This is a genomic window from Pseudodesulfovibrio senegalensis (assembly GCF_008830225.1).
Classification (GTDB): Bacteria; Desulfobacterota; Desulfovibrionia; order Desulfovibrionales; family Desulfovibrionaceae; genus Pseudodesulfovibrio; species Pseudodesulfovibrio senegalensis.
This window is the reverse complement of the sequence record NZ_WAIE01000007.1, coordinates 18739-41063: the sequence shown is the minus strand read 5'-3', so window position 1 is coordinate 41063 and position 22325 is coordinate 18739. Positions and strand designations below refer to the sequence as shown.

The 22325-nt window shown below is 56.6% G+C and carries 21 protein-coding genes and 1 tRNA gene; 13 read left to right on the top strand and 9 right to left on the bottom strand.

The window, feature by feature from the left end; all coding sequences use genetic code 11:
* The first annotated feature begins 121 nt into the window (after positions 1–121).
* Positions 122–559: a Fur family transcriptional regulator gene (locus F8A88_RS13590; protein WP_151151720.1), complete on the top strand. Its 438-nt coding sequence runs from the start codon at positions 122–124 to the stop codon at positions 557–559.
* Between the two features lie 31 nt (positions 560–590).
* Here the strand turns inward: F8A88_RS13590 and F8A88_RS13585 are convergent, their stop codons facing one another.
* The 3 genes from F8A88_RS13585 to thiM form a co-directional block, all read right to left on the bottom strand.
* The gene (locus F8A88_RS13585) at positions 591–1589 is read right to left on the bottom strand and encodes a hypothetical protein (RefSeq protein WP_151151719.1); all 999 of its coding nucleotides are present in this window, start codon (positions 1587–1589) and stop codon (positions 591–593) included.
* 115 nt (positions 1590–1704) lie between these two features.
* Positions 1705–2334, bottom strand: coding sequence for a thiamine phosphate synthase (gene thiE / locus F8A88_RS13580; RefSeq protein ID WP_151151718.1), 630 nt, complete (start codon positions 2332–2334; stop codon positions 1705–1707).
* Positions 2334–3134: a hydroxyethylthiazole kinase gene (gene thiM / locus F8A88_RS13575; protein WP_151151717.1), complete on the bottom strand. Its 801-nt coding sequence runs from the start codon at positions 3132–3134 to the stop codon at positions 2334–2336. Before thiM ends, thiE begins: the two co-directional genes overlap by 1 nt.
* 189 nt (positions 3135–3323) lie before the next feature.
* Between thiM and F8A88_RS13570 the strand changes: the two genes are divergently transcribed.
* The 12 genes from F8A88_RS13570 (at position 3324) to F8A88_RS13515 (ending at position 15840) form a co-directional block, all read left to right on the top strand.
* A complete protein-coding gene (locus F8A88_RS13570; protein WP_151151716.1) occupies positions 3324–3989 on the top strand; it encodes a CPBP family intramembrane glutamic endopeptidase in 666 nt (221 codons plus the stop codon).
* A gap of 192 nt (positions 3990–4181) precedes the next feature.
* Entirely contained in the window at positions 4182–5462 is a 1281-nt protein-coding gene (locus F8A88_RS13565; RefSeq protein WP_151151715.1) for a diguanylate cyclase, read from the top strand.
* A 284-nt stretch (positions 5463–5746) separates the two neighbouring features.
* Positions 5747–6421, top strand: a complete 675-nt coding sequence (locus tag F8A88_RS13560) for a FadR/GntR family transcriptional regulator (RefSeq protein WP_151151714.1) — start codon at positions 5747–5749, stop codon at positions 6419–6421.
* 25 nt (positions 6422–6446) lie between these two features.
* Positions 6447–6695 (top strand): hypothetical protein, encoded by a 249-nt coding sequence (locus F8A88_RS13555; protein WP_151151713.1) that lies wholly within the window; start codon positions 6447–6449, stop codon positions 6693–6695.
* 40 nt (positions 6696–6735) lie between these two features.
* Complete coding sequence (locus F8A88_RS13550) at positions 6736–8139, top strand: hypothetical protein (protein ID WP_151151712.1); 1404 nt, start codon at positions 6736–6738, stop codon at positions 8137–8139.
* A gap of 24 nt (positions 8140–8163) precedes the next feature.
* Entirely contained in the window at positions 8164–9333 is a 1170-nt protein-coding gene (locus tag F8A88_RS13545; protein ID WP_151151711.1) for a twin-arginine translocation signal domain-containing protein, read from the top strand.
* A 70-nt stretch (positions 9334–9403) separates the two neighbouring features.
* Positions 9404–11233 carry a CobW family GTP-binding protein gene (locus F8A88_RS13540; RefSeq protein ID WP_151151710.1) on the top strand — a complete coding sequence of 610 codons (1830 nt, stop codon included), beginning with the start codon at positions 9404–9406 and terminating at the stop codon, positions 11231–11233.
* Entirely contained in the window at positions 11230–11835 is a 606-nt protein-coding gene (locus F8A88_RS13535) for a MotA/TolQ/ExbB proton channel family protein (protein ID WP_151151709.1), read from the top strand. The genes F8A88_RS13540 and F8A88_RS13535 overlap by 4 nt, the downstream gene beginning before the upstream one ends.
* On the top strand, positions 11832–12269 hold the full coding sequence (locus F8A88_RS13530; RefSeq protein ID WP_151151708.1) for an ExbD/TolR family protein: 438 nt from the start codon (positions 11832–11834) through the stop codon (positions 12267–12269). Before F8A88_RS13535 ends, F8A88_RS13530 begins: the two co-directional genes overlap by 4 nt.
* A gap of 2 nt (positions 12270–12271) precedes the next feature.
* Positions 12272–12793, top strand: a complete 522-nt coding sequence (locus F8A88_RS13525) for an energy transducer TonB family protein (RefSeq protein WP_151151707.1) — start codon at positions 12272–12274, stop codon at positions 12791–12793.
* A gap of 79 nt (positions 12794–12872) precedes the next feature.
* Positions 12873–15281 carry a methyl-accepting chemotaxis protein gene (locus F8A88_RS13520; protein ID WP_151151706.1) on the top strand — a complete coding sequence of 803 codons (2409 nt, stop codon included), beginning with the start codon at positions 12873–12875 and terminating at the stop codon, positions 15279–15281.
* Positions 15282–15549: 268 nt separating this feature from the next.
* Positions 15550–15840: a ScoMcrA-related endonuclease gene (locus tag F8A88_RS13515; protein ID WP_151151705.1), complete on the top strand. Its 291-nt coding sequence runs from the start codon at positions 15550–15552 to the stop codon at positions 15838–15840.
* A 259-nt stretch (positions 15841–16099) separates the two neighbouring features.
* On the opposite strand, the gene F8A88_RS13510 is transcribed toward F8A88_RS13515, so the two are convergent.
* The 6 genes from F8A88_RS13510 to F8A88_RS13485 all read right to left on the bottom strand — a co-directional run bounded on the left by F8A88_RS13510 (position 16100) and on the right by F8A88_RS13485 (position 22323).
* Complete coding sequence (locus tag F8A88_RS13510) at positions 16100–16981, bottom strand: LAPAL motif-containing putative phage structural protein (RefSeq protein WP_151151704.1); 882 nt, start codon at positions 16979–16981, stop codon at positions 16100–16102.
* A 240-nt stretch (positions 16982–17221) separates the two neighbouring features.
* Positions 17222–17312: transfer RNA gene (locus F8A88_RS13505), tRNA-Ser, on the bottom strand.
* 82 nt (positions 17313–17394) lie between these two features.
* Complete coding sequence (der, locus tag F8A88_RS13500; protein WP_151151703.1) at positions 17395–18897, bottom strand: ribosome biogenesis GTPase Der; 1503 nt, start codon at positions 18895–18897, stop codon at positions 17395–17397.
* 255 nt (positions 18898–19152) lie between these two features.
* Positions 19153–20190 carry an S-methyl-5-thioribose-1-phosphate isomerase gene (gene mtnA, locus F8A88_RS13495; RefSeq protein WP_151151702.1) on the bottom strand — a complete coding sequence of 346 codons (1038 nt, stop codon included), beginning with the start codon at positions 20188–20190 and terminating at the stop codon, positions 19153–19155.
* An 89-nt stretch (positions 20191–20279) separates the two neighbouring features.
* Complete coding sequence (gene gatB / locus F8A88_RS13490; protein ID WP_151151701.1) at positions 20280–21713, bottom strand: Asp-tRNA(Asn)/Glu-tRNA(Gln) amidotransferase subunit GatB; 1434 nt, start codon at positions 21711–21713, stop codon at positions 20280–20282.
* A gap of 7 nt (positions 21714–21720) precedes the next feature.
* Complete coding sequence (locus F8A88_RS13485) at positions 21721–22323, bottom strand: DUF4254 domain-containing protein (RefSeq protein ID WP_241667464.1); 603 nt, start codon at positions 22321–22323, stop codon at positions 21721–21723.
* Positions 22324–22325 lie beyond the last annotated feature (2 nt).

Below are 22325 nucleotides of genomic sequence, written 5' to 3'. Positions count from 1 at the left end.
CGACAACCTGTTCCTTCCTCGTCCCGCCAAGCAAATGAAAATGATACTGCAATTCATTGACACAGAAAAACACATACCGTATCTGTAAAAAATCGACACACATAAACCGGGAACATGCCATATGAAAATGCCACAGGACGTATTCATTGACTATCTGGCCGACAACAACCTCAAGATCACACCGCAACGCAGGCTGATTCTGGAAACGATTCTCAACCAAAAAGAACATCTGTCTTCGGAAGAGCTCTACGCCAAGGTCAAAAAAAAGGATGCCTCAGTCGGTCAGGCCACCATCTATCGCACACTGAAATTGCTGGTGGATGCAGACATTGTTGAGCCCCTCGACTTTGCCGACGGCGTGACACGCTATGAAGCATCATACGGAAAGGAACACCATGATCACCTGATCTGCACGGTTTGCAGCAAAAACATCGAAATCATGGATCCGCTCATTGAAAGACGCCAGGAAGAAATCGCCGAGAAGCACGGTTTCAAACTCTGCAGCCACAAAATGTACCTGTACGGCATCTGTGAGGAATGCAGGAACAAAAAGCTCTAGTATGAAAAGGCAGTACCCGGACTGCCTTGCACTACTTGCTGAACTTTGCCAGAAACCGCTCCAAAGCGGGAACACCGTCGACAACCCGCTTCCACTGTATGCGCCCTGAACCGTCGCCCATGCTTTCTCCCTGCGACGTGAATTGAATCCCCAAACCAAGCACGCCCTTCTCCTTGGAGTTGCGGCTTCGAATCGTGCCGATCACGGTCACGAAAAAAAACTGACGCGTGGCCGGGTCTTTTATGCTGACACGCATGACCAGCGGTTCATTGATGGCCAGCAACGGCAATCTCTTGGCCGGGTTATGCACAAACAGCCGAATGCCACCGGGTGAAATGTTGCCCACGGTCAAAAAAGGCCGGCCCTGATAGCGTGAAGGATCACTTACCGTGTAGATGTCCGGCCGCCGGGAAGTAAAATTCCGCCGCTTTGCGATATCCCACACCTTGACGCGTACCACGTCGGGCCGGTTGATCTTCTTGCGCACATGCTTGCGCCGAATGGTAAAACGGTAGCGCATGGGCGTGAGCAAATGCACACCCTTGAGCACGGTTCCCTTGCGCTCGAAATCCCGGACATAGGTGACAAAAGAATTAAACTTCTTGCCGGACAGACTGAACTGTTTGACAAAACAGATCACCCGCCTTCCCTTGAGATCAAGCCGGGTGGGGTCTGCCTTAACCACCTGCAACTCCATGCGGCCACCGAATACGGATTCAATTCGGGCATAGCATAGCTGCCGGCCAAGACGGCCTTCTTCCAACAAAATAACCTCGACCACCACCCCGCGTGAGACCAGGTAATTCTCAATGACTCCCTGCCGGCGGAAAAACACGAGCCGAGTAAAGGAACGAACCAGAAGAAACCACAGGAAACGTCGGTAGTACCAAAGCGCGGAAAGAATGACGACAGGTGCAACCACAAGAAGGATAAGCCCAAAGACCTGCACCACATCCAGCCTGCCGCTGCCGTGTGCAAACGTGTTCTGTACATTGAACAAAAAATCCGTCTTGGGATGAAATCCGGTCATGCCTCCACCAGGGGGAAAAAGTTGCAGCATTTTCTCAACACGAAAATATCATGCAAGAAAATATCCATTTACCCACATACCGCAAACCGCGAAACCGACGCAAGCAACACACGAATCATGAGGCGGCACTAACGGCCCGGCGCAGCTCGGCCGCGGCAGCAACCGGGTCGCATGCTCCGCAAATGGCCGAAACCACGGCAATGCCGTCCGCTCCGGCCCGAAGCACATCTTCTGCATTGCTTGGCCCCAACCCGCCAATACCCACAAGCGGCTTGGTGCTGGCCCTGCGCAGGCAACGCAGCCCCTCAAGCCCCCACGGATCACCCGTGTCCGTCTTGGTGCCGGTGGCAAATACCGGGCTGACTCCGAAATAATCCACATCCCACTGCTCGGCCTCGCGCGCCTGTTCCAAACTCTCCACGCTCAGGCCGATAATGGCCTCGGAACCGAGCATGCGCCGGGCATCCGCATACGGCATGTCTCGCTGGCCCACATGCACGCCGTCCGCGCCCACGGCCATGGCAACGTCAATGCGGTCGTTGATCAGCAAGGGAACGCCGACGGGCCGCACCACACGCAGCAGGGCTTGTGCCAATTCCACGAATTCACGCGTATCCGCATGCTTTTCGCGCAACTGAACCATGGTCACGCCTCCCTGCACGGCCTGCGCCACGACCTCCATGAGAGCACGGCCGCCGCACAAGGGACGGTCCGTCACCAGATAAACGGAATAATCGGGACGCATCAGGACTCCAGACGCATGTTCTTTTCGATCATTCCCGCGTCAAGAACGTACAGGGTGTCATACAAATGCAGTTGCAGCGTGCCCGGCCCCTGCGCCTTGGAAGCGGCAACGGCACCGGCCGCGTTCATAACGGCCATGGCATGCGCCGCAGCTTCGAATCCGTCCGGATTCACGCCCGCAAACGCCCCGCACAGTGCGCTGCACGTGCATCCAAGTCCTGTAACCAGCGGCATCATATCGCTGCCGCCATGGATGCGCACCAGCCGCTCTCCGTCCGTGACGATATCCACTTCGCCGCTGACCACAACCGTACATTTATTGGCTGCGGCGAGATTCCGGGCAGCCATCTCCGCGGCATCCGCTCCGTGTGTACTGTCCACCCCCTTGGCCCCGCCGGACTCACCGGCCAGGGTCATGATCTCGGAGGCGTTGCCGCGAATGATGGCGGGCTGGTATTTTTCCAGCATCATGACCGGCTGCTCGGTGCGCACCCGTGAAGCCCCGGCACCAACCGGGTCCAGCACCACGGGAACGCCGTTTTTATTGGCAGCGGCCCAAGCCACGGGCATGGCCTCAAGGTATGTGCGGGCCACGGTGCCGAGGTTGATGACCAACGCGTTGCTGAAACCCATAAGGTCTTCGACCTCCTCGACCGCATGGGTCATTATGGGCGAAGCACCCACAGCCAACAGAGCATTGGCCGTGGAATTGGTGACAACGTAGTTGGTGATGTTGGTCACAAGGGGCTTGGCCGCGCGAAGCCTGTCCAGATCAGTGACGACGCTTTCAAGGGTTATCATGGTTCTCCCGAATATACTTGATTGAATGAAAAGAATTTGCCGTGGTGTATAGAATAAAACTACCTGTTTGCCGAACAAGAATCAATTCATGCCGTCCGCGAAAAAAACAGGCAGCATGTTCGCAACAGAACAGACATGGACCGGTAACACACTGGAGAATATACTGGTGATACAAGCACGGAAACAATCATGACAAACAAAGGCTCTCCTCCCCACGGCGATACGGCCGCAAACAACTTTCTTTGGCTTGAATTCCTTTCCCTTTTCGGACTCGTTCCGGTCGCCTATGCCACAGGAATCATCCCGCTGCCCAGAATCCCCCTGCTTCTGGCCATCTTTCTCGGCTGCCTCGGCTACCTGCTAAAAAACAAACACTACGACAAAACAGAGCTGCTGAACGGCATCTCCGGCAACAGACAGGAAATCCGGGCGATGCTCCTGCGAGCCTGCCTCGTGGCCCTTGGCGCAGGGCTGCTGGTCATGGCCATGGAACCGGCTCAACTCTTCGGCTTTCCCCGGCAAAAGCCACTGTTATGGCTGGCCGTCATGATCCTGTATCCGCTTGTTTCCGCCTATCCCCAGGAACTCATCTACCGAGCCTTTCTGTTCCACCGCTACCGACCCATTTTGAAATCCGAAACAGCCACCATGTGGGCCAGCATCCTCGCCTTCGCCTTCCTGCACATCATCTTCGGCAATTGGCTGGCTGTGGCGCTGACCATCCCGGCAGGCTATCTTTTTGCACGCGTATACGTGAAAACCGGCTCGCTGCTCATGGCCTCCATCGAACATGCCCTGTACGGATGCATCATCTTCACGGTGGGCCTCGGCAAATATTTCTACTCACCCTCATGACAACAGCCTGAACAGGAAAAACCAAAACAGTTGCAAGTCCATCGCGATGGACCTACAAGGTCCGCCTGTTCCAAAACAATCCCATAACCGTACCATCCCGGCGCAACGCCCTGGCCGACATTTGCCATTACAACAGATCGGAGGCTATCATTCACGGGTTCGGCAACAAAAAAAGCGAAAAAGGAATCATGAATGCCCGACAAAGGCAACGAACATACCATCAAATCCATTGACGAATACCTGTCCGGCTACCTTGCCCTGCTGCCCGGACTGGTCTGGCGTATCGACATCGTGGGCAATGAAATCACCTTTCTGAACACACACGCCATCCCCTCTCTCGGGGAGCGGGCAAAGGCCGTGCTGCAAAACCCGCAGCAGGCACGCCACATGATCCAGGCCGAAGACAGGGCCGACTTCGAGTCCTGCTACCGGCAAATCAGAAACCGCAAAGCCTGCGCCTGCATGTTCCGCATGCGCCTTGAAAACGACTCCTATGGATGGTTCAAAATGATGGCCATGCCGGACCCGGAGTGTCCCACCTGTTCCATCGGCCTGCTCATGGACATATCCCACCAGGTTTCCAGCATCCTTTCCTCGGAAGGACGCCCACCGCTCTGCGACAGGCTTGAAATCCAGGAAGATCCGGCCCTGCTGATCAGCTTTGACGACCGAACCGTCTTCATGGCCAACGCGGCTGCGCGCAAGCTTCTTCAATACGACAAAACACAGATAACCAAACTGGATACCCGGCAATTATTCGGCGACAATGCCGAAAACAAAATGTTCGAGATATACGAGAATCTGATTTTCTCGGACAACTGGACTGGCGAACTCAACGTGCGGGACAAAATAGGCAGGGCCCACCAATGTACGGCACGAATCAAGGCTGTTTCCCGCAATGAACAGAAACTGCTCTGGGTGACGCTGGTGCATCGCAACAACTGCACGGCCTGCAAGGGAGTTCCGGTACGCGGCAACGAGAGCGTGCCGAGCAAAACAGTACGGACGGCCATGAAAAAAAGCAAAACCGTCAAGGAACTGCTGGCCGCAATGCTCGACGCGCTCCCGGAATCGTCACCCACCAGCGGCATCATGCTCTCGCATATATCCATCGACAAAAACGAAGTGGCCGTCACCGGCATCGGTGAACCCTTTGAAACCGTCCCCGAAAACCGTACTCACCCTTACGAAGGCTCCATTGCCGAAAATATCGTACGCTTCAACCTGGACAGACACGTGGTCATGGAGACCTCCAAAAGCATCAAGCCCATCGACTGGGCGCTGTTCATCCCCCGCGGCATTCAATCCTATTATGCGCATCCCTTCTTCACGGACGGCGTTCTGACCGACGTGCTCATATTCTGTTCCAGCTCCGGCGGCAGCTATGATCCTGATGCGGATGCTCCGCTCAAGGGCCTGTACCCGGATTTTCTGTCCAACCTGACCCGCTGCAGGAAGAAACCAGGCGCATAGCTGGTCCAACCACTACGAAAACTCGCCAAAGGCACGCATCCCTAGCGGGAACGTGCCTTTTTTTCGTTCTCCGTCCGCAAACAGGACCATCCAGCACTACAACATTTTGTTTTTATTAGTAATTATTACAAACAGGCTCAACAACCCCATCCACACCACCCCATTCTGGTTGGACCAGTTTATGTTCTTTTTTTCTCGAAAGACTTGCCCACCCCCTTTCAACTCCATAAAAACAGAAAAAATCAACCTGAACAAAAAACCATGCAAATCTGGTTGGACCAGCTATGAGACACACGCAACGACCCATCCTGTGTCAGAAAATGACCACCATGTTCAAACAGGCATCCTTTTCCGTGGGTGACAGACTTCCCGGAGAACGTCGACTTGCAACCATGTTCGACACCAGCCGAAACACCATCCGCGAAGTGCTGTGCAACCTCGAGACCATGGGCTATGTGGAAATCCGCCAAAAAAGCGGATGCTACCTGAAAAGCAAGGAAGGCCGGGTCAACTGGGAAATGCTGCGCAACAGGCACTCGTCCGCCGCAACGCGCCAATTGCTGGAAACCCTCTCCTTTGTTGCCCCAAAACTCGCCCGAACCGAGTCGGTGCACCTGAGCCTTGCGGACATTGCCAAGCTGGAGGCATCCACGGCCAAACTCGGCGAGGCTATCGTCAACTTCGATATCAGCGCGGTCAGCTGTGAATACGTTTCCTTTTTCCGGATTCTGGCCGAAGTTTCCGGCAACGACTATCTCATCCTGCTGCTCAAGGAACTCTTTGCGGCAGCCAAAAATCTGGAACATGCCGGGACCGGCCTTTCCGAAGTGCAGGCCGATTCCCTGTTCGCCTATCATGTGGAGCTGTTCAACGCCCTGAAGGCCGGCCATTCCCGGGAGGCGGAACAGCTGACAGAGCAATGCATGCAGGCATTTTCACAACTGGTACTGCCGGACTGACCTCAAGCCGGAACAACAAGACAGAATGGAACGAAGAGCATTTTTCCGCCGGTTCATCCCCGGTTCGGACAGGCCTGCCCACGCCCGAAAAGCGTGTGACGCAACAGGGGAACCTGAACAGGAACCCCTGACTGAAAACGAGCTTTTCATGCGGGCAATGGCCATGGGAATCGATCCGGCAACGGTTACGCCCGGGCAATTGGAAGCACTGGTTTCGGACGCGAAGCCGACCTCGACAACACTCAAGAAAGAGCATGTGGACGCCGAGGACTGATCATCCTCGTCGCTGCAAACGTGTGGAAGGAGCAACAACTATGGACACCAGTAGCTTCAGCTACCTAGAGAGCCGAAAGCTGGTCAAACGCTGGAACGGCCCCATTCCGGCCCTGATCAACACTTTCCTGATCCTGGCGTTTTTCTATGTGACCTGGTGGATATTCCAGGATCCGCGCGGCCTGATGCGCATGTACACCCCCTATGTGGGGTACATGGTCTGCCGTTGGCTGCTGATCATCTTCATCTGGCTTGCCTACATTTTCGATTACTGGCCATTCAAACGGACATGGCTGAACAAGACACACCCGCTCATCAAGGGCGCGGTACTGACGCTTGTCAGCGTTGCGGCCATGGTCCTGCTGATCAAGGGCTTCTTTGTCGAAATCCTCGGCAACTACGGCATTGCCTACTTCAACCCCGACCGCCTCATAGAAATGGGAATCACCGATTTCTATTCCATCGAGTATGCGGCCGAGGCCATCATGATGTTCGCGGCAATCGCCTCATGGCTCGCCCCCAGCTGGGTGGTGGCCTGCGAAAACGCCCCGTGGCAGAAACTCGGGCAGCCCGCCCGCGGCATCACCATTGTGGTGGTCACCTTCTTCATCAGCATGATCGTGTATTTCGTGACCATGCATTCGCACATGGCCATTCTCTTCTACCCCTGGCAGAAGTACACGGCCATTTGCCCGCCCTATTGGGAACAATTCGCCAACACGGTTTCCGGCAACTTCCACATTGCGTGGATCATGTGCTGCACGGTCGTTGTCTGGCAGTTTGAAACCATCTGGGAACGCTATCCCTTCAACCTCATCAAAAACGACACCCTGCGCCGCGTGGCCTCCTTCTTCGGCATCATCGGCATTGCGCTGGCCCTGTGCTTCTTCCTGTTCTATGCACAGGATCTGGTCTGGGGTGAGACAATCCGCGGTACACGCCGCCTGATGGCTCCGGACTGGCGCTGGCTGCACGTGGGCGAAATGGCCATCTTCTGGCTGCTGCCCACCCTGTACCTGAACTTCTACTGCGGCAACTGGCCCACCAAGTTCAGCAGGCCCGTCAACGTGTGCATCCGCACCATACTGACCGCAGCCATGGCTGTGGTGGTCTACGTGATCTACTACAAGACCTCCCACCTGTTCCTGGGTACCCAGAAGGGATTCTCGCATCCCCAGCAGTTCCCCATGATTCCCATGATCTGGCTCATCAACATCTTCCTGATCAACGTCTGGTTCATGGACGGCTGGCCGGGATGGAAAGCCATTCCCAAAACCGAAGAGGAACTGGCCGAAGTGCATGAGGAAATCGTGGCCTCGGACGTCAAATGGACCCCGGGCATTGCCAAGGGACTGGCCGTGGGCGTCGTGGCAGGGCTGATACTCTATCTGGTGGTCATCAACGTTCTGCCCTGGATTGGCGCAAACGTGAACATCATCAAGTAACTGCCCGGAACAAGGAGATAAAAAATGAGCAACGATACAAAAAACGTAAGCAGGCGCGACTTCGTCAAGGGCGCTGCCACCGGTCTGGTTGCGGGCGCCTTTGCCGGCATGGGCATGTACTCGTACAGCCCGTGGGCATATGACCGCATGCCCGATGTCGAACGCAAGCAACATGACTTCGGCTCCTGCCGCAGCGTGCGCATCACCAACATCTCGGAAACGAGCTGGTTCAACAACGCGCACCTGATCGGCGATATCCACGAAGCCGGCGGGCTGCTGGTCAACCAGTACACCCTGAACTGGGCCCCCTTCGGCAACGGCAAGGGATCGGCACAGGGGGCCTATGAAGAAGGCATCGGAAGCATCAAGGACCTGTTGCCCCACGACATTGAAAAGGCATGGGAAATCCAGAAGAAGCTGTCCCTGCACCCGGAGAACCCGGGCGGCTATTCCTGCCTCATCGAGGTGGAAGCACTGGACGGCACCATCCACAAGTACCTGCTGGACACCGGCTGGTCATACTCCTGGATGAACGACTGCTTCAAGCGCGAAGGCATCGACCAGATGCTGCGCGATCAGGAAATCGAGGCGCTGTTCATCTCCCATGAGCACTGGGACCACTTCTGGGGCCTGCCCGTTACCGTGAAATACGACAACCGCATTCCCCTGTATGTGCACGACGGCTTCTATGACGAAGGACTGCAATACATCAAGGACTGCGGCTACAAGGGCGACCTGACCATCGTGGACAAGCCGGTCACGCCGATCATCCCCGGCATGGCCCTGCTCAAGTTCGACGTGCCCATCATCAACCGCGTGTTCGGTGAAACCTCGCTGGCATTCAACATCAAGGACAAGGGCCTCGTGCTCATTTCCGGTTGCTGCCATCAGGGCATCCTGAAATTCGCGGACTTCGCCTTCGCGAACCTGAAGTACGACAACGACAAGTTCTACGGCATCTACGGCGGTCTGCACATCTCGCCTTTCGAGGACTGGGACCCCAAGTACGACGACCTTGTCATCTCGCTGGGCCAGTGGGGCTTCGAACGCATCGGCTGCAACCACTGCACCGGGCACCTCACCGCAAAGAAGTTCATCGAGGCTGGCTACCCCGTGGTGCGCGGCACTGCGCGGTTCCGTTCCGCCTCCAAGGACTATCTCGGCAACGGAGACAAGATCAACTTCGGCTGCTAGCCGCCTGATCACTCTGAATACCCCGGCCCGCCTTCGGGCGGGCCGGGCAAACAAACCGGAAGCACGAACAATGAATCTTTCAGCGATCCTCCCCGTCCAACGCCGCAAGGACCATCCGGTCAACATGCCGGACCTGCTCATGAACTGCGTTCTGGCCGCATCCCAGCACGACACCTTCAAACGCCTCGTAGGCTGGAAAGGCATGTCCGTATGCGCCCGTGGCCTTCAGGGGTGGACCGCAAAACTCAAAACCCGTCCCGGCGTGTACGGCCTGTGCACGGCACAAAACCACAAAGACGAATCCGGGCACCACGCCGACATCGGTCTGTACTACTTTCCCTCGCCGGACGAGGAACTGCTGGAAACCATGTCGCTTGCCGCAAACCACGCGGCCGTGCAGGACGACTATCTGGACAGCGTGCGCACATTCTCCGGCAACCGCGGCTGGGCCGCCCCGTTTCGCATGGGCACACTGAAATTTACGCTGGCTGCTGACGAATCTGCCCTGACCCTGACCCTTGTGGCCGACGACAGAAGGCTGAGCATCGCACAAGACGGCGTCGCCACCCAAGACGGCCAATGGGTCATCCAGCCCGGTCAAGCCGAAGAGGACATCCCTGCCCGCGCAATCGCCATGGAGCTGACAAAGGCTCTGGCCGCCGCCGTGGCCAACAGCGTTGAAGCACCGACCATCCGCTATGACCAGTGGCAGGCCGCGGGGCAGGCCGTCTGCTACAACGCACAGGGCAAACAATCTTTCATCGACCGGGGAATCACTACCGTCACCGATTCCTTTGCCTGGGGGGAAGGCAATGCCGCTCGCGGCCTTGTCTCCCCCCCCTCCTCCTTTGCCGCGCACCTTTCCTGCGGCCCGGAAGACACGGCCCACATGCCCGGGGACATTGCCGAAGCCATGCTCTGGAAAACCCATGACCTCATGGCGCTGAACAACGACGACACATACGCATACGCTTTTGACGACCGCCCCGGACTGATCGTGCTGAGCGGCTTTCTCGGCTCGGGCAAGACCACCTTCCTCAACCAGTTGCTGGAATACCACGCGTCCCGCGACGAGCTGGTGGCCATCATCCAGAACGAAGTCGGACAGACCGGCGTGGACGGCAAGCTGCTGGAAGGCGACGAATCCATCGTGGAGCTGGACGAAGGCTGCGTCTGCTGCACGCTGGCAGGCAGCATCTCCCGCGGGGTGGAACAACTGCGGGCGCGCTTCAACCCCAAAGTCATCGTGCTGGAAACAACCGGGCTGGCCAACCCCTTCAACATTCTGGGCGAGCTGGACAAGCTGCGTCCGCTCGCGCGGTTGGACTCCATCACCACATTGGTGGATGCGGCCAACGCCCTCGATCTTCTTTCCGAAAGCGACATCGCCCGCAACCAAATCGAGGCTGCTGACATCGTGCTGCTCAACAAGTGCGACCTCGTCTCCGAAGACCACCTCGAAACCCTTGGCAAAACCCTTCGTTCCCTGAATAAACGGGCCGCGCTGGTGCAGACCGAACACGGGGCCGTCAACCCCGGCATTCTTTACGACACCGACACCCTCAAGCAAAGCATTCCCGGACTCCTTCCATCCGTTCCGCAAAAACCCCACCATGACCACACCATGGAAGGATACACGTCCCGACGCTTTGCGTTTTCCAATCCCTTGAGCCGCGAAGACCTCATCCGGACATTGAAACACCTCCCCCCGGAGGTCTTCCGGCTCAAGGGCATTGTGGGAATCAGCGACACAAACGAGGCCGAGGTGGTGCAATACGTTGCCGGCCGATACGAATTCTCCCGGCTGGGCAACGACTTTGACGACGACTACTTTCTGGTGGCCATCGGTCGGGACATGAACCTCTCCACGCTGGAAAATCTGGCCGGAGCCCAATCATGAACCTCATACATCAGGGCGGGTTCATGATGTGGCCGTTGCTGGCCCTTTCCATTGCCGCCCTCGCGGTCATGGTCGAACGCTTCATAACCCTGACCACCACGCGTTTCCCGGACGAGGACACGCTGAGGCAGGCGTTCAAACTGGCACACATCGGCAAAACCGATGAAGCAGCGTCCATGGCTGCAGATGCGGCCCCGGCGTACAGGAAATTCTTTGCGGCCCTGTTCGACAACATTACGCCCGAACTCCACGAACAGCATATCACGCAGGCCGGGGAAGAAGCACTGTTCTCGCTTTCGCGGCGTCTGGATTTTCTGGCCACGGTGGCCGCTGCCGCCCCGCTCATGGGCCTGCTGGGAACGGTCATCGGCATGATCAACGCATTTTCGCGCCTGGCATCGTCCGGTTCCGTGGACATCACCATGCTTTCGGGCGGCATCTGGCAGGCCCTGCTGACCACGGCAGCCGGGCTGTCCATAGCCATTCCCGCCCTGCTGGCACATCGGCTTTTCTGCCGTATGCACGCCAAGGCCGCGTTCACGCTCCAGAAAGCCGCCGTGGATTACCTGACCACGACCGGAACGCAGGAACCGAAACCATGATTTCCCTGCACAAAAACACCCCGGCTCCGGCCACTCCGGACATAACTCCCCTGCTGGACGTGGTCTTCATCCTGCTCATCTTTTTCGTTGTTTCGGCCGTGTTCACGGCCCGGGGCCTGACCATGGACCTGCCCGAGGCACAGACCGCCAAGCCCATCGCCCAGAAATCCCTGCGCATCGAACTGCTGCCCGACGGCAAACTCCTCTACGACGGCCAGCCCGCTACTCTTCTGGACATTTCCCACAAGCTCACCGACGCAGCAGCACTACCCGTTTCCCGTCAACCGGAATGCATCATGCTCAAATCCGCACCCAACGTACGCGTGAAGCGGTTCGTGGGCATGGTGGACATGGTGCGTCGGCACGGATTCAACAATCTGGTCATAGCAACGGCCGCCAGGCAACCGGAGCCCGCACACAAAGCAGCGCAATAGTCATGAAAAACCTTCTGGCCGCCAGCATCGCGTTCTCCCTGTTCGCGCATTTCATCCTTCTCGAAGCCCACTGGACTCCGTCGACCTCGCCCGGCACCGGGCAAACCGTCATCCCCATTTCGCTTGAATCGCCGGGCAGCCCGCAATCGGACCCCTCGTCCATGCACAGCGCCCCAACGCCGGAGCAGGAAGCAGGACAAGGTGCTGACGCCTTCAAGCGCAAACAGCAGGCCGCCCTGAAACGATTCCTGAAGGCCGTTCGCAAAGCCATAGAATCAAAGAAATTTGATTCCGCTACGGGCATCTCATCATCCATGATCGGCAATGCGGTCTGCGCATTCACCATTCTCGAAAACGATAGCTTTGCCGGAGTGCGGCTGGTGCGCACGTCCGGCAATGCAAAACTGGATCGGGCCGCGCTCACGGCCATACGGCTGGCAAGCGGCGCGACACACAGACCAAAGATCATCGGAACGGGTCACATCCCGCTGACCCTGACCGTCAAATATCAATACGGCATGTGACGCTTCCGGTGGGGGGAGAAGAAAATGCCGCCTTTTATGCAAACCGGAAACACCACCGGACAATCGGGAGGATAACCACATGAAAAGCAAGCTGTTTCAAAAACTGGCGGCACGGTACATCGCCTGTGTCTTTGTCCTGCTCTTTACGGTCATGACCGCTTTCGGGTTCTACCTGCACGGCACGCAGGTGCAAAACGAAAAAAGCAAAAGCGCGGCCAGCACCCAAACAACCCTCAAAAACATTTCCCTCGCGCTGGAGGAATGGATCGACGGGCAAACCAAGCTGGCACGACAGCTGGCCCACAACGCGGACGTCATTGCGGCCTGTGCACACCCCACGGATACGGCGGTTGTGGCGACGGCGCAGCAATACCTGCAAAAAATCCACGATATATACGGCTATTATGAAAACATCCCGCTGGCCGTGCACACGCCGGACGGAAATGCCGTCACCCTTTTTTCCGGCGGGAAAATGAAAACCGTGAAAGACGGCACATTCTTCTCGGACACGGTGAATGGTAAAACCATCGGCAAGGGCGGCATCCAACTGAGCTACATCAAGGCCTCGCGTGAAGGAAAAGCGTATTTCATCAGCCAGGTCTACCCCAGCCTTCTGCGCGGTAATCCCATATTCGTGATCGCGGCTCCGGTATATGACGCGGGCAGGCATGTGGGCACGGTCATTCTTGCACCGCAGATGGACTACTTTACCGACATGTTCATCAAGAAGACCCGCATCGGCAAAACCGGCCACATCTTTTTCGTGGACGACCGGGGCATGTTCATAGCCCACAAGGACAAAAGAAACATCCTGAACACCAATGCTGGGCAAGGTGATTACCTCAAACGCATCGTCAACAAGGACACGCAATTCACCGAAACGGACAGCAAAGGCCACACGATTCGGTATCTTTGCCGCAACGTGAACATCCCGGCCCAAAACATCATGCACGACTGGACGCTCTGCGCCGCGCAGGACCAAAAGGAAATCATTGCCGAAGCCGACGATTTCGCCCGGCTCCTCGGCTACGGCGGTGGCGTTCTGTTGCTGGTTCTGGCCGGAGCGCTCTATCTGCTGACCCGCTATCTGGTGACCCGGCCGCTGGCTCAGGTGGTACGCTACGCCCGTGATATCGAACAGGGCAACACGGACTCGGAACTCACCCTGCGCCGCAAGGATGAAATCGGCGTGCTTGCCGAAACCCTGCGCAACATGACCGTGCACATGATCGGACGGCTGCGGGAGGAAAAAGCCTTTACCCAAGGCATTCTTGACGGCATCCGCAATCCCTTTGCCGTGGTGGACACCGAACTTAAGATGCACACGTGCAGCCAGAGCATGCTGGCAACAACGGGCCGTTCCGGAAAACCGGACGATTACAAGGGCATGGGCGTGGCCGAATTTCTATTCTCAGACAAGACCCGCCACGTGGTGCTGGAAGACGTTCTTGCGGACGGCCAGCCCCGCCACAATCTGCCCCTCGACTACACCAACTCCAAGGGCGAAGCCTTTGAAATGCTCATCGACGTGGACATTGTTCGCGATGTCGGCGGCAACATCCTCGGCGGCATCACCTTCTGGAACGACGTCACCGAGCTGAAAAAACGCCAAAGGGCCATCGAGGGACAAAAGAACCGCATCGAAGAGGCCGCGTATCAGGCCAAACAGGTCTCGTCCGGCACCGAAACCATCGTGCGCACGCTGACCAATGATCTGGCAACCTCCAGCCAGCGAACCGAGCAGCAAAAGGGACGTCTGCTGGAAACCGTGACCGCCGTGGACGAACTCAGCGCCACCATTCAGGAGATCGCGCGCAACACCGCAGAAACGGCCCGCAACGCGCAGGATACGCGCCAAAAGGCCGACGACGGCGTAAACGTTGTGCGCAACTCCATGCAGTCCATACTGGCGTTGCAGGAACAGGTGGCGGTGATGCAAAACGATCTGGACCAACTGAACAAACAGGCCGAAGGCATCGGCAGCGTCATCGAGATCATCAACGACATCGCGGACCAGACCAACCTGCTGGCCCTGAACGCGGCCATTGAAGCGGCCCGTGCAGGAGAAGCCGGACGCGGTTTCTCTGTTGTGGCGGACGAAGTACGCAAACTCGCGGAAAAAACCATGACCGCCACCAGTGAAGTGGAACAGGCCATAGCCGCCATCCAGCGCGGAACCCACAAGTGCACGGATTCCATTGCCAATATCGACGCCGAGGCCACCCAAAGCGTGACCAGCTCAAAACAAACCGACGCGGCTCTTGCGGAAATCGCAACCATGGCCGAAACCACCAGCGCCATGATCGACAGCATTGCCACGGCGGCCGAACAGCAATCCGCAGCCACTGAGCAGATAGCCCAGACAGCCGCCGAAGTGGGAGCCATTGCCGAGGAAACGCATCTGGCCATGCAGCAATCCGAAAAAAACGTACAGGACGTGGAAGACTCCTTCCACCAGCTGCACGGGTTGATCACCAGTATGCACTAAAACCCATGCCCGACATATGTCATGACAAAGGCCCCGAAAGGGGCCTTTTTTTATTGGGAAAAAGAGGATTCCGCCTGCAGCGGAATGGGATGGATGATTTCGCCTCCGGCGGCTCAAGGCCATGGGCCTTGAGAATCCTTTCTCCGCGCCTATCGGCGCGGGGTGGGGAAACAAAAAATAAACAAAGCATACAATAAAGACTTATTTCATCATTTAATATATATTCTGATTTAATCAATAAATACGGCCAACATAAAGGAGAATTAGCATGTCATTACGGGACCTTACAGACTCAAAAGCTGTAGAAAAAGCCATTGAGGAATACGATAAAATCGGCAGAAAAGAATTTCTTAAAAAATACGGCTTTGGAAAAACAAAAGAATACTTCTTGATCTACAAGAACAAACGTTATGATTCAAAAGCCATCGTAGGTGCTGCTTACAAATATCAATTTCCCCACAAACCGCTTTTAACATGGAAAGAATTTTCCGGCGGTAAAACAGGAGCTGCTAAAAGACTCCGAGACTTAGGGTTTAACTGTCCATTTCCTTCAAAATAGCTCAGCATATGCGGTCCCAAAAAAGGGCTTGCGATCTTCATCGCAAGCCCTTTTGAAATATATGGCGGAGAAGGGGGGGATTTGAACCCCCGAATGAGTTTCCCCATTACACGCTTAGCAGGAATAACCTACAACACTGAGAATGTATAAATAGCGTGATTTTAGATCATTACAAGATTCAAAATGCGCAGAGCTGAGCTCAAAGACCTACTTCTGAGAGGCTTAGCACGCATGAAGCACGCATCCTAAAAATTCCGCTCTAGTGCTCATCGAACAATGACCCCTGTTGCTGGGGCGGAGTATGGCGCTTAACTCTAAGTACTTCATAATCAGTCTTAAGAGTCCCTTTTTCTATTCGCTGGATGACCCTCAACCGAACGGCAAGAATGCTCCCTTTTCCAAAAAGTTCCTTGCTCTCCGAAATCCTTTTTTGGAACACACCATCTTTAACCGTTGCGTTGAAAGTTGTTCTCCCATCAGAAAACCTCCACTTATACTTCTCTTCAAACTGGGGGGTAACAACAGTTAAAAATTCCTCCCTCTCATCTTCTAAAATATCCTCATCACTAGGTGGTGGCGGATAATAATACTCTGCTTCTTTCTTGGTAACGGTTATGGGCTCCTCACCTTCGCCCGAAATAGATGAGGTATCAATCCCATCACTTTCCAAGGGGCGACCAATTATTTTGTAAAGCAAGGCTCTAATCTTAAAATTTTTGAGCAAAACAACAACGCTAGAATCAACTGTCCTTTCATCTCCATCAGGTGTTCGAATTACAACTTCATTGCCCTTTTTTTCAGTTTGATACCTTCGCCCTTTAAGCCACTTAAGAGCTTTTGTAGCTCCCTTAATACTCTTCCACAGCATTTTAGCGGTAAACCCTGGATCATCTACCGCCAAATCAATTAATGGTTGTGCCTTTTCGATAATTTCAGCGATAAACCCCAAGTCAATTGACTTTTTTTTAATCGCACTCCTGATCCGAATTGAAGAGGAAACTTGATTATCTGTCAGCACCTTACTTGCTTCAGCGAAAACTGCCCCGATAGCATCAATAGCTGGGGCCACATCTTTTGCCTCCATCTCACCATTTACAATGGCAGTGCCAGCGTACCTAAGAGAGAATAACTGCGTGCTCATCGAATCTCCTTATGCGAAGCGTGCTCCAATATTTACAATACCCTATACAATAAGATCTACAACACCGCAAACAGCCTTTGATATTGTCTGCAATAACAGGACAAAAAGGTAGGAAATACTAGGGCTACACACGCTAATTTCACGCATTAGCACGCATGAGGGCACGCATGACAAGGCAAAAAGGGCGTACCACAAATACCAAAAGGGCTTGCGATTTTCATCGCAAGCCCTTTCGAAATATGGCGGAGAAGGGGGGATTTGAACCCCCGAATGAGTTTCCCCATTACACGCTTAGCAGGCGTGCGCCTTCAGCCAGCTCGGCCACTTCTCCGCTTGTCGGCGTTTGTTACGCGCCAAGGAAAAAGCGTCTACATCGTCACACCTTGGATGTCAAGGTGGTCCGTGCTTCCGCCCTATTTTTTCCGTGTTTTTTCCTGCTGCTGTCGCTTTTCCCAATGGTCGCGACGAACTTTTTCCTGAATCTTCACGTGGGACCGTTTCTTGGCCGATCCAAGGTCCTTGCCCGGCCCGGCCTTGCCGATGGCCGAGATGCCCCTGCGCTTCTCCCATTCCTTCTTGTCGTGGCTGGAACGGAAGATCAGGTTGATGGGCGCGCCCGCAATGGAAAACATCTTGCGCAACTGGTTTTCCAGATACCGCTCGTAGGACGACTTGATCAGGGTATGGTCGTTGACGAAAAACACGAAGGTCAGCACGTTCTCGTCCCCGGCCTGCGTCATGTAGAAGAATTTGGCGCGGCGGCGTTTGACCACCGGGGGCTGGTGCTTCTGGATGGCCAGATGCATGGCCCGGTTCAGTTCGCCGGTGCCCACGCGGGTCTTGCCTTCCTGCACGATCTTCTCGGCAGCGGGAAGCAGCTTTTTCAGACCCACGCCCTTGAGCGTGGAGGTCTTGATGACCGGCACATGCGGCACGATGCGCAATTCATGCTCGAACCCGCGCATGACAAAATCGGTTTCGTCGCGGTCCACGAGGTCGATCTTGTTCACGGCCACAAGGAAAGGCACCTTTTCGCGGGCCAAAAATTCGATGAGCCGCTTGTCCTGACGCCCCACGCCCAGCGTGGCGTCGATGACCAGAATGGTCACCTCGGAACGGCGGCTGTTCTTGAGCGCACGCAACACGCTGAGACGCTCCAGCGAGTCGGTGATGTTGGCCCGCCTGCGTACCCCGGCCGTGTCCACGAACGTATAGCGTTTGCCGCGAATTTCCGCGGTCACGTCGATGCTGTCACGGGTGGTCCCGGCCACATCGCTGACGATGAGTCTGTCCTTGCCCATGAGCGCGTTGACCATGCTGGACTTGCCCGCGTTGGGCCTGCCGAGCATGGAGACCCGCAGGCCCCGGTCAATGCCGTCGTCCTGCTCTTCGGGCAGGTTCAGGTCGCGGACCATGCGCCGCACCGTGTCGCGCACCTCGGGCAGGTTGTAGCCGTGCGCCGCGGAAACAGGCATCATCTCCAGTCCGAGCCGGTAGAAATCGCCAAGGGCTTCGGCCTCGGTCTCGTAACCGTCCACCTTGTTGACCAGCATGAGCACGGGCTTGTCGCTTCTGCGAATGTATTCGGCGGCCTGCATGTCCAGCGGAGTCAGGCCGGACTTGCCGTCCACCACGAAGATGATGGCGTGCGCTTCTTCAAGGGCCTCACGGGCCTGCTCGAAAATCTCGTCCTCGAAATCCTTGGAAAGCTCGGGAATGGCCTCGCTTTCCAGCACCATACCGCCGGTATCCACCAACGAAAACTGCACATCCTTGAGCGTGCATTCGCCGTAGATGCGGTCGCGGGTAACGCCGGGCATGTCGTGGGTAATGGCCTGCGAACGTCGCAACAGGCGATTGAACAATGTTGATTTGCCCACATTGGGGCGGCCGATCAGGGCAACGATGGGGAGCATGAAGCCTCCGTTTGCGAAAAACAATGAAAAGACACCCGTGGAAATGATGTCCAATCACCCTTCCCCGCACCTTCCCCGCACCATCACGGCAAGGCCGTGACCGAACAAAAGAAGGCGGTATGTCGTACAACTGTTGTAAGAAAATTCTCACCGCGCCAACCATGGGCGGAAGGCGCGGTGATTATCGTAATTGCTTTCGGTTGTCGAGTCCATTGCCGTGTTCCGGCCCGAATATGAACGCGAAGGCCCGATTTTCTACCGGAACAGCTCGGCAATGGCCTCGTCGTAAGGCGCGGTGAGCACGCCCTTTTCCGTAATGATTCCGGCAATGAGTTCGTTGGGCGTGGGGTCAAAGGCCAGATTGTAAACCTCCACGCCGTCCGGGGTGATCTGGTGATCGCCCACGTGCGTGACTTCGCGCGGATCGCGGTCCTCAATGGGCACATCGTCGCCGGTGGGCGTTTCCGGGTCGATGGTATAGACCGGAGCGGCCACGTAAAAGGGAATGCCGAATTCACGGGCCAGCAGGGCCACGCCATAAGTTCCGATCTTGTTCACGGCATCGCCGTTGGCCGCAATGCGGTCCGCGCCCACAACCACCTTGTCCACCAGCCCCTTTTTCATGAGCAGGGCGCAGGCGTTGTCGCAGGCCACTTTGACCTCGATGCCGTCGCGGTGCAGCTCATAGGCTGTCAGCCGCGCTCCCTGCAGGAACGGGCGTGTCTCGTTGGCAATGACCTTGATCTTCTTGCCCTGATCCACAGCCCCGCGAATCACGCCCAGCGCCGTGCCGTACCCGGCCGTGGCCAAAGCTCCGGCATTGCAGTGGGTCATGACCGTGTCGCCGTCGTCCATGAGCTCGCCGCCGAACTTGCCGATCAGTTCGCACATCCTGATGTCGCCCGCGTGGATTTCCTTGGCGCGCGCCAGCCATGTGGAGCACAGATCCTCAAGGGAAACGTCTCCGGCGGCATCCCAGATGCCACGCATTTCGCGCACGGCCCAACGCAGGTTCACGGCCGTGGGGCGGGCGTTCTCAATCTTGTCCAGCAGACCGCGCAGGTTCTCTTTCCAGTCCCCGTCCATGCCTTGGGCCTCGCGGGCGGCCAGATAGCAGCCGTAGGCGGCGGTCACGCCGATGGCGGGCGCACCGCGCACCACCATGACCACCAGCGCAAAGCAGATGTCTTCGGTGGTCTTGCAGTCGAACCAGTCCTCGCGGCCCGGCAGGTAACGCTGGTCCAGCAGGACAAGGGCGTCCTTTTCCGATGAAAATTGAATATGTTCGGTCATGTATGCTCTCCCCTGAAGCGGCGCACCACCGAAGCGGGGCCGCGTTGAAAAAAAGTCGGGGAAGAACCGCTTGATTCTTCCCCGCCCTGTCAGGACAATTTTTTCTGGATAAGCTGGGTGACCACGCCGGGGTTGGCCTGCCCCTTGGTCTTGCGCATGATCTGGCCCATGAAGAAACTCATGAGCTTCTTCTTGCCACCCTTGAAGGCTTCCACCTCGCCCGGGTTCTCGGCCAGTACCTCGTCCACCACGGATTCCAGCGCAGAAGTGTCGGAAACCTGCACCAATCCCTTGGCCTTGACGTGCTCCTCCGGGTCGTCGCCGGATTCGCACAGGTCGCGGAAAACGTTCTTGCCGATCTTGTTGGAAATGGTGCCGTCGTCCACAAGGCGCACCAGCGAGGCAAGGGATTCGGGCGTCAGTTTGCAGTCGGCCACGGCAACGCCGTCGTCGTGCAGATACGGCAGCAGTTCGCCGATGATCCAGTTGCCCACCTTTTTTGCCTCGCCCGCGTAGGCCTTGGCAGCGGCCTCGAAATACTCGGCAACGGCCAGTTCCGAGGCGATAAGCGCGGCATCGTCTTCGGACAGATTGAAATCGTTCAAAAAACGGGCCTTTTTGGCGGCCGGGAGTTCCGGCAGTTCGGATTCCCACTTTTCCAGCCACGCCTCTTCCAGCACCAGCGGCACAAGGTCCGGGTCCGGAAAGTAGCGGTAATCGTGCGCCTCTTCCTTGCCGCGCATGGACGCGGTGATGTTCTTGTCCGGATTGTACAGGCGGGTTTCCTGCACCACTTCCTCGCCATCTTCCACAAGGTCGGTCTGGCGACCCACTTCGTATTCAATGGCCCGCTGCACGTTGCGGAACGAGTTCAGGTTCTTGAGCTCGGCGCGTGTGCCGAACTCTTCCTGGCCCACGGGACGGATGGAAATGTTGGCATCGCAACGGAAGCTGCCCTCTTCAAGGTTGCCATCGCAGATGCCCAGATACAACAGGATGGCGCGCAGCTCCTTGAGATAGGCCACGGCCTCGGCCGCGCTGCGCATATCCGGCTCGGAAACGATCTCGATGAGCGGCACGCCCGTGCGGTTCAGGTCCACGAAGCTGGCGTTCTCGGCAGCGGAATGGATATTCTTGCCCGCGTCCTCTTCCATGTGGATACGGGTCAGGCCGATCCGCTTGGCAACGCCGTCCACCTCGATATCCACATGCCCGTGCTCGCAGATGGGCAGCTCGAACTGGGAGATCTGATAGCCCTTGGGCAGGTCCGGATAAAAATAGTTCTTGCGCGCGAACACGGACTTGCGATTGATCTCGCAATTGGTGGCCATGCCCATTTTCGCGGCATATTCCGCCACTTTGGCATTCATCACCGGCAGCACGCCGGGCATGCCCGAACACACGGGGCAAACGTTCTCGTTGGGATCGTTGCCGAAGGTGGTCGAACAGTTGCAGAAAATCTTGGTCTTGGTCTTCAACTGGGCGTGGACTTCAAGCCCGATGACGGTCTCGTAGCGGGACATGCTCGGATTACTCCTGCTTGTTCTTGTATAATTCCGGATTCAGGTCCGGGTCGTTGTACATCTTGAAAAATCTGTGCACGGCCGGCCTCAGGGTTCCGGCCTCATACTGGTCGATCAACCCGAGCACAGCTCTGCCCACGGCCTCGCGCTGGGCCTCCACATCGGCGCACATGCCGGTGCAGGCATTCACATGGCCGTGGTCAACGTCCCTGCGGCGGGCCTGCTCTTTCAAATGATAAATGCGCAAAGCTTCCACGGACAGTCGTCCCAACACGCAGCCTACGGTTTCAGTAGCCATGTTCGACCCGGCCTGTTCCGGCAGCAGCGGTTCCATCATGGACCAAAGGCATTCGTCCAGACGTTCGGTCAAAGCGTTGCGCACCTGATTCAGGCGGTCGTAGGCATACTTGCACTCGGCAATGACCGAGGCATCCAGATCACGCCTGCGGGCGCGGTCCTCAAGGTGCCACATGCGAAAATTCACCCAGTGCAGCCGCGCGGAAAGCTCGCGCAGGCCCGAAATGCCTTCCAGCTCCGGGGCCTCGTCCGGGTCGTCATACACGGGTTCGCCAAAATGCCAGTCCATGACCGAGCGCATCTGATGCGCCATGC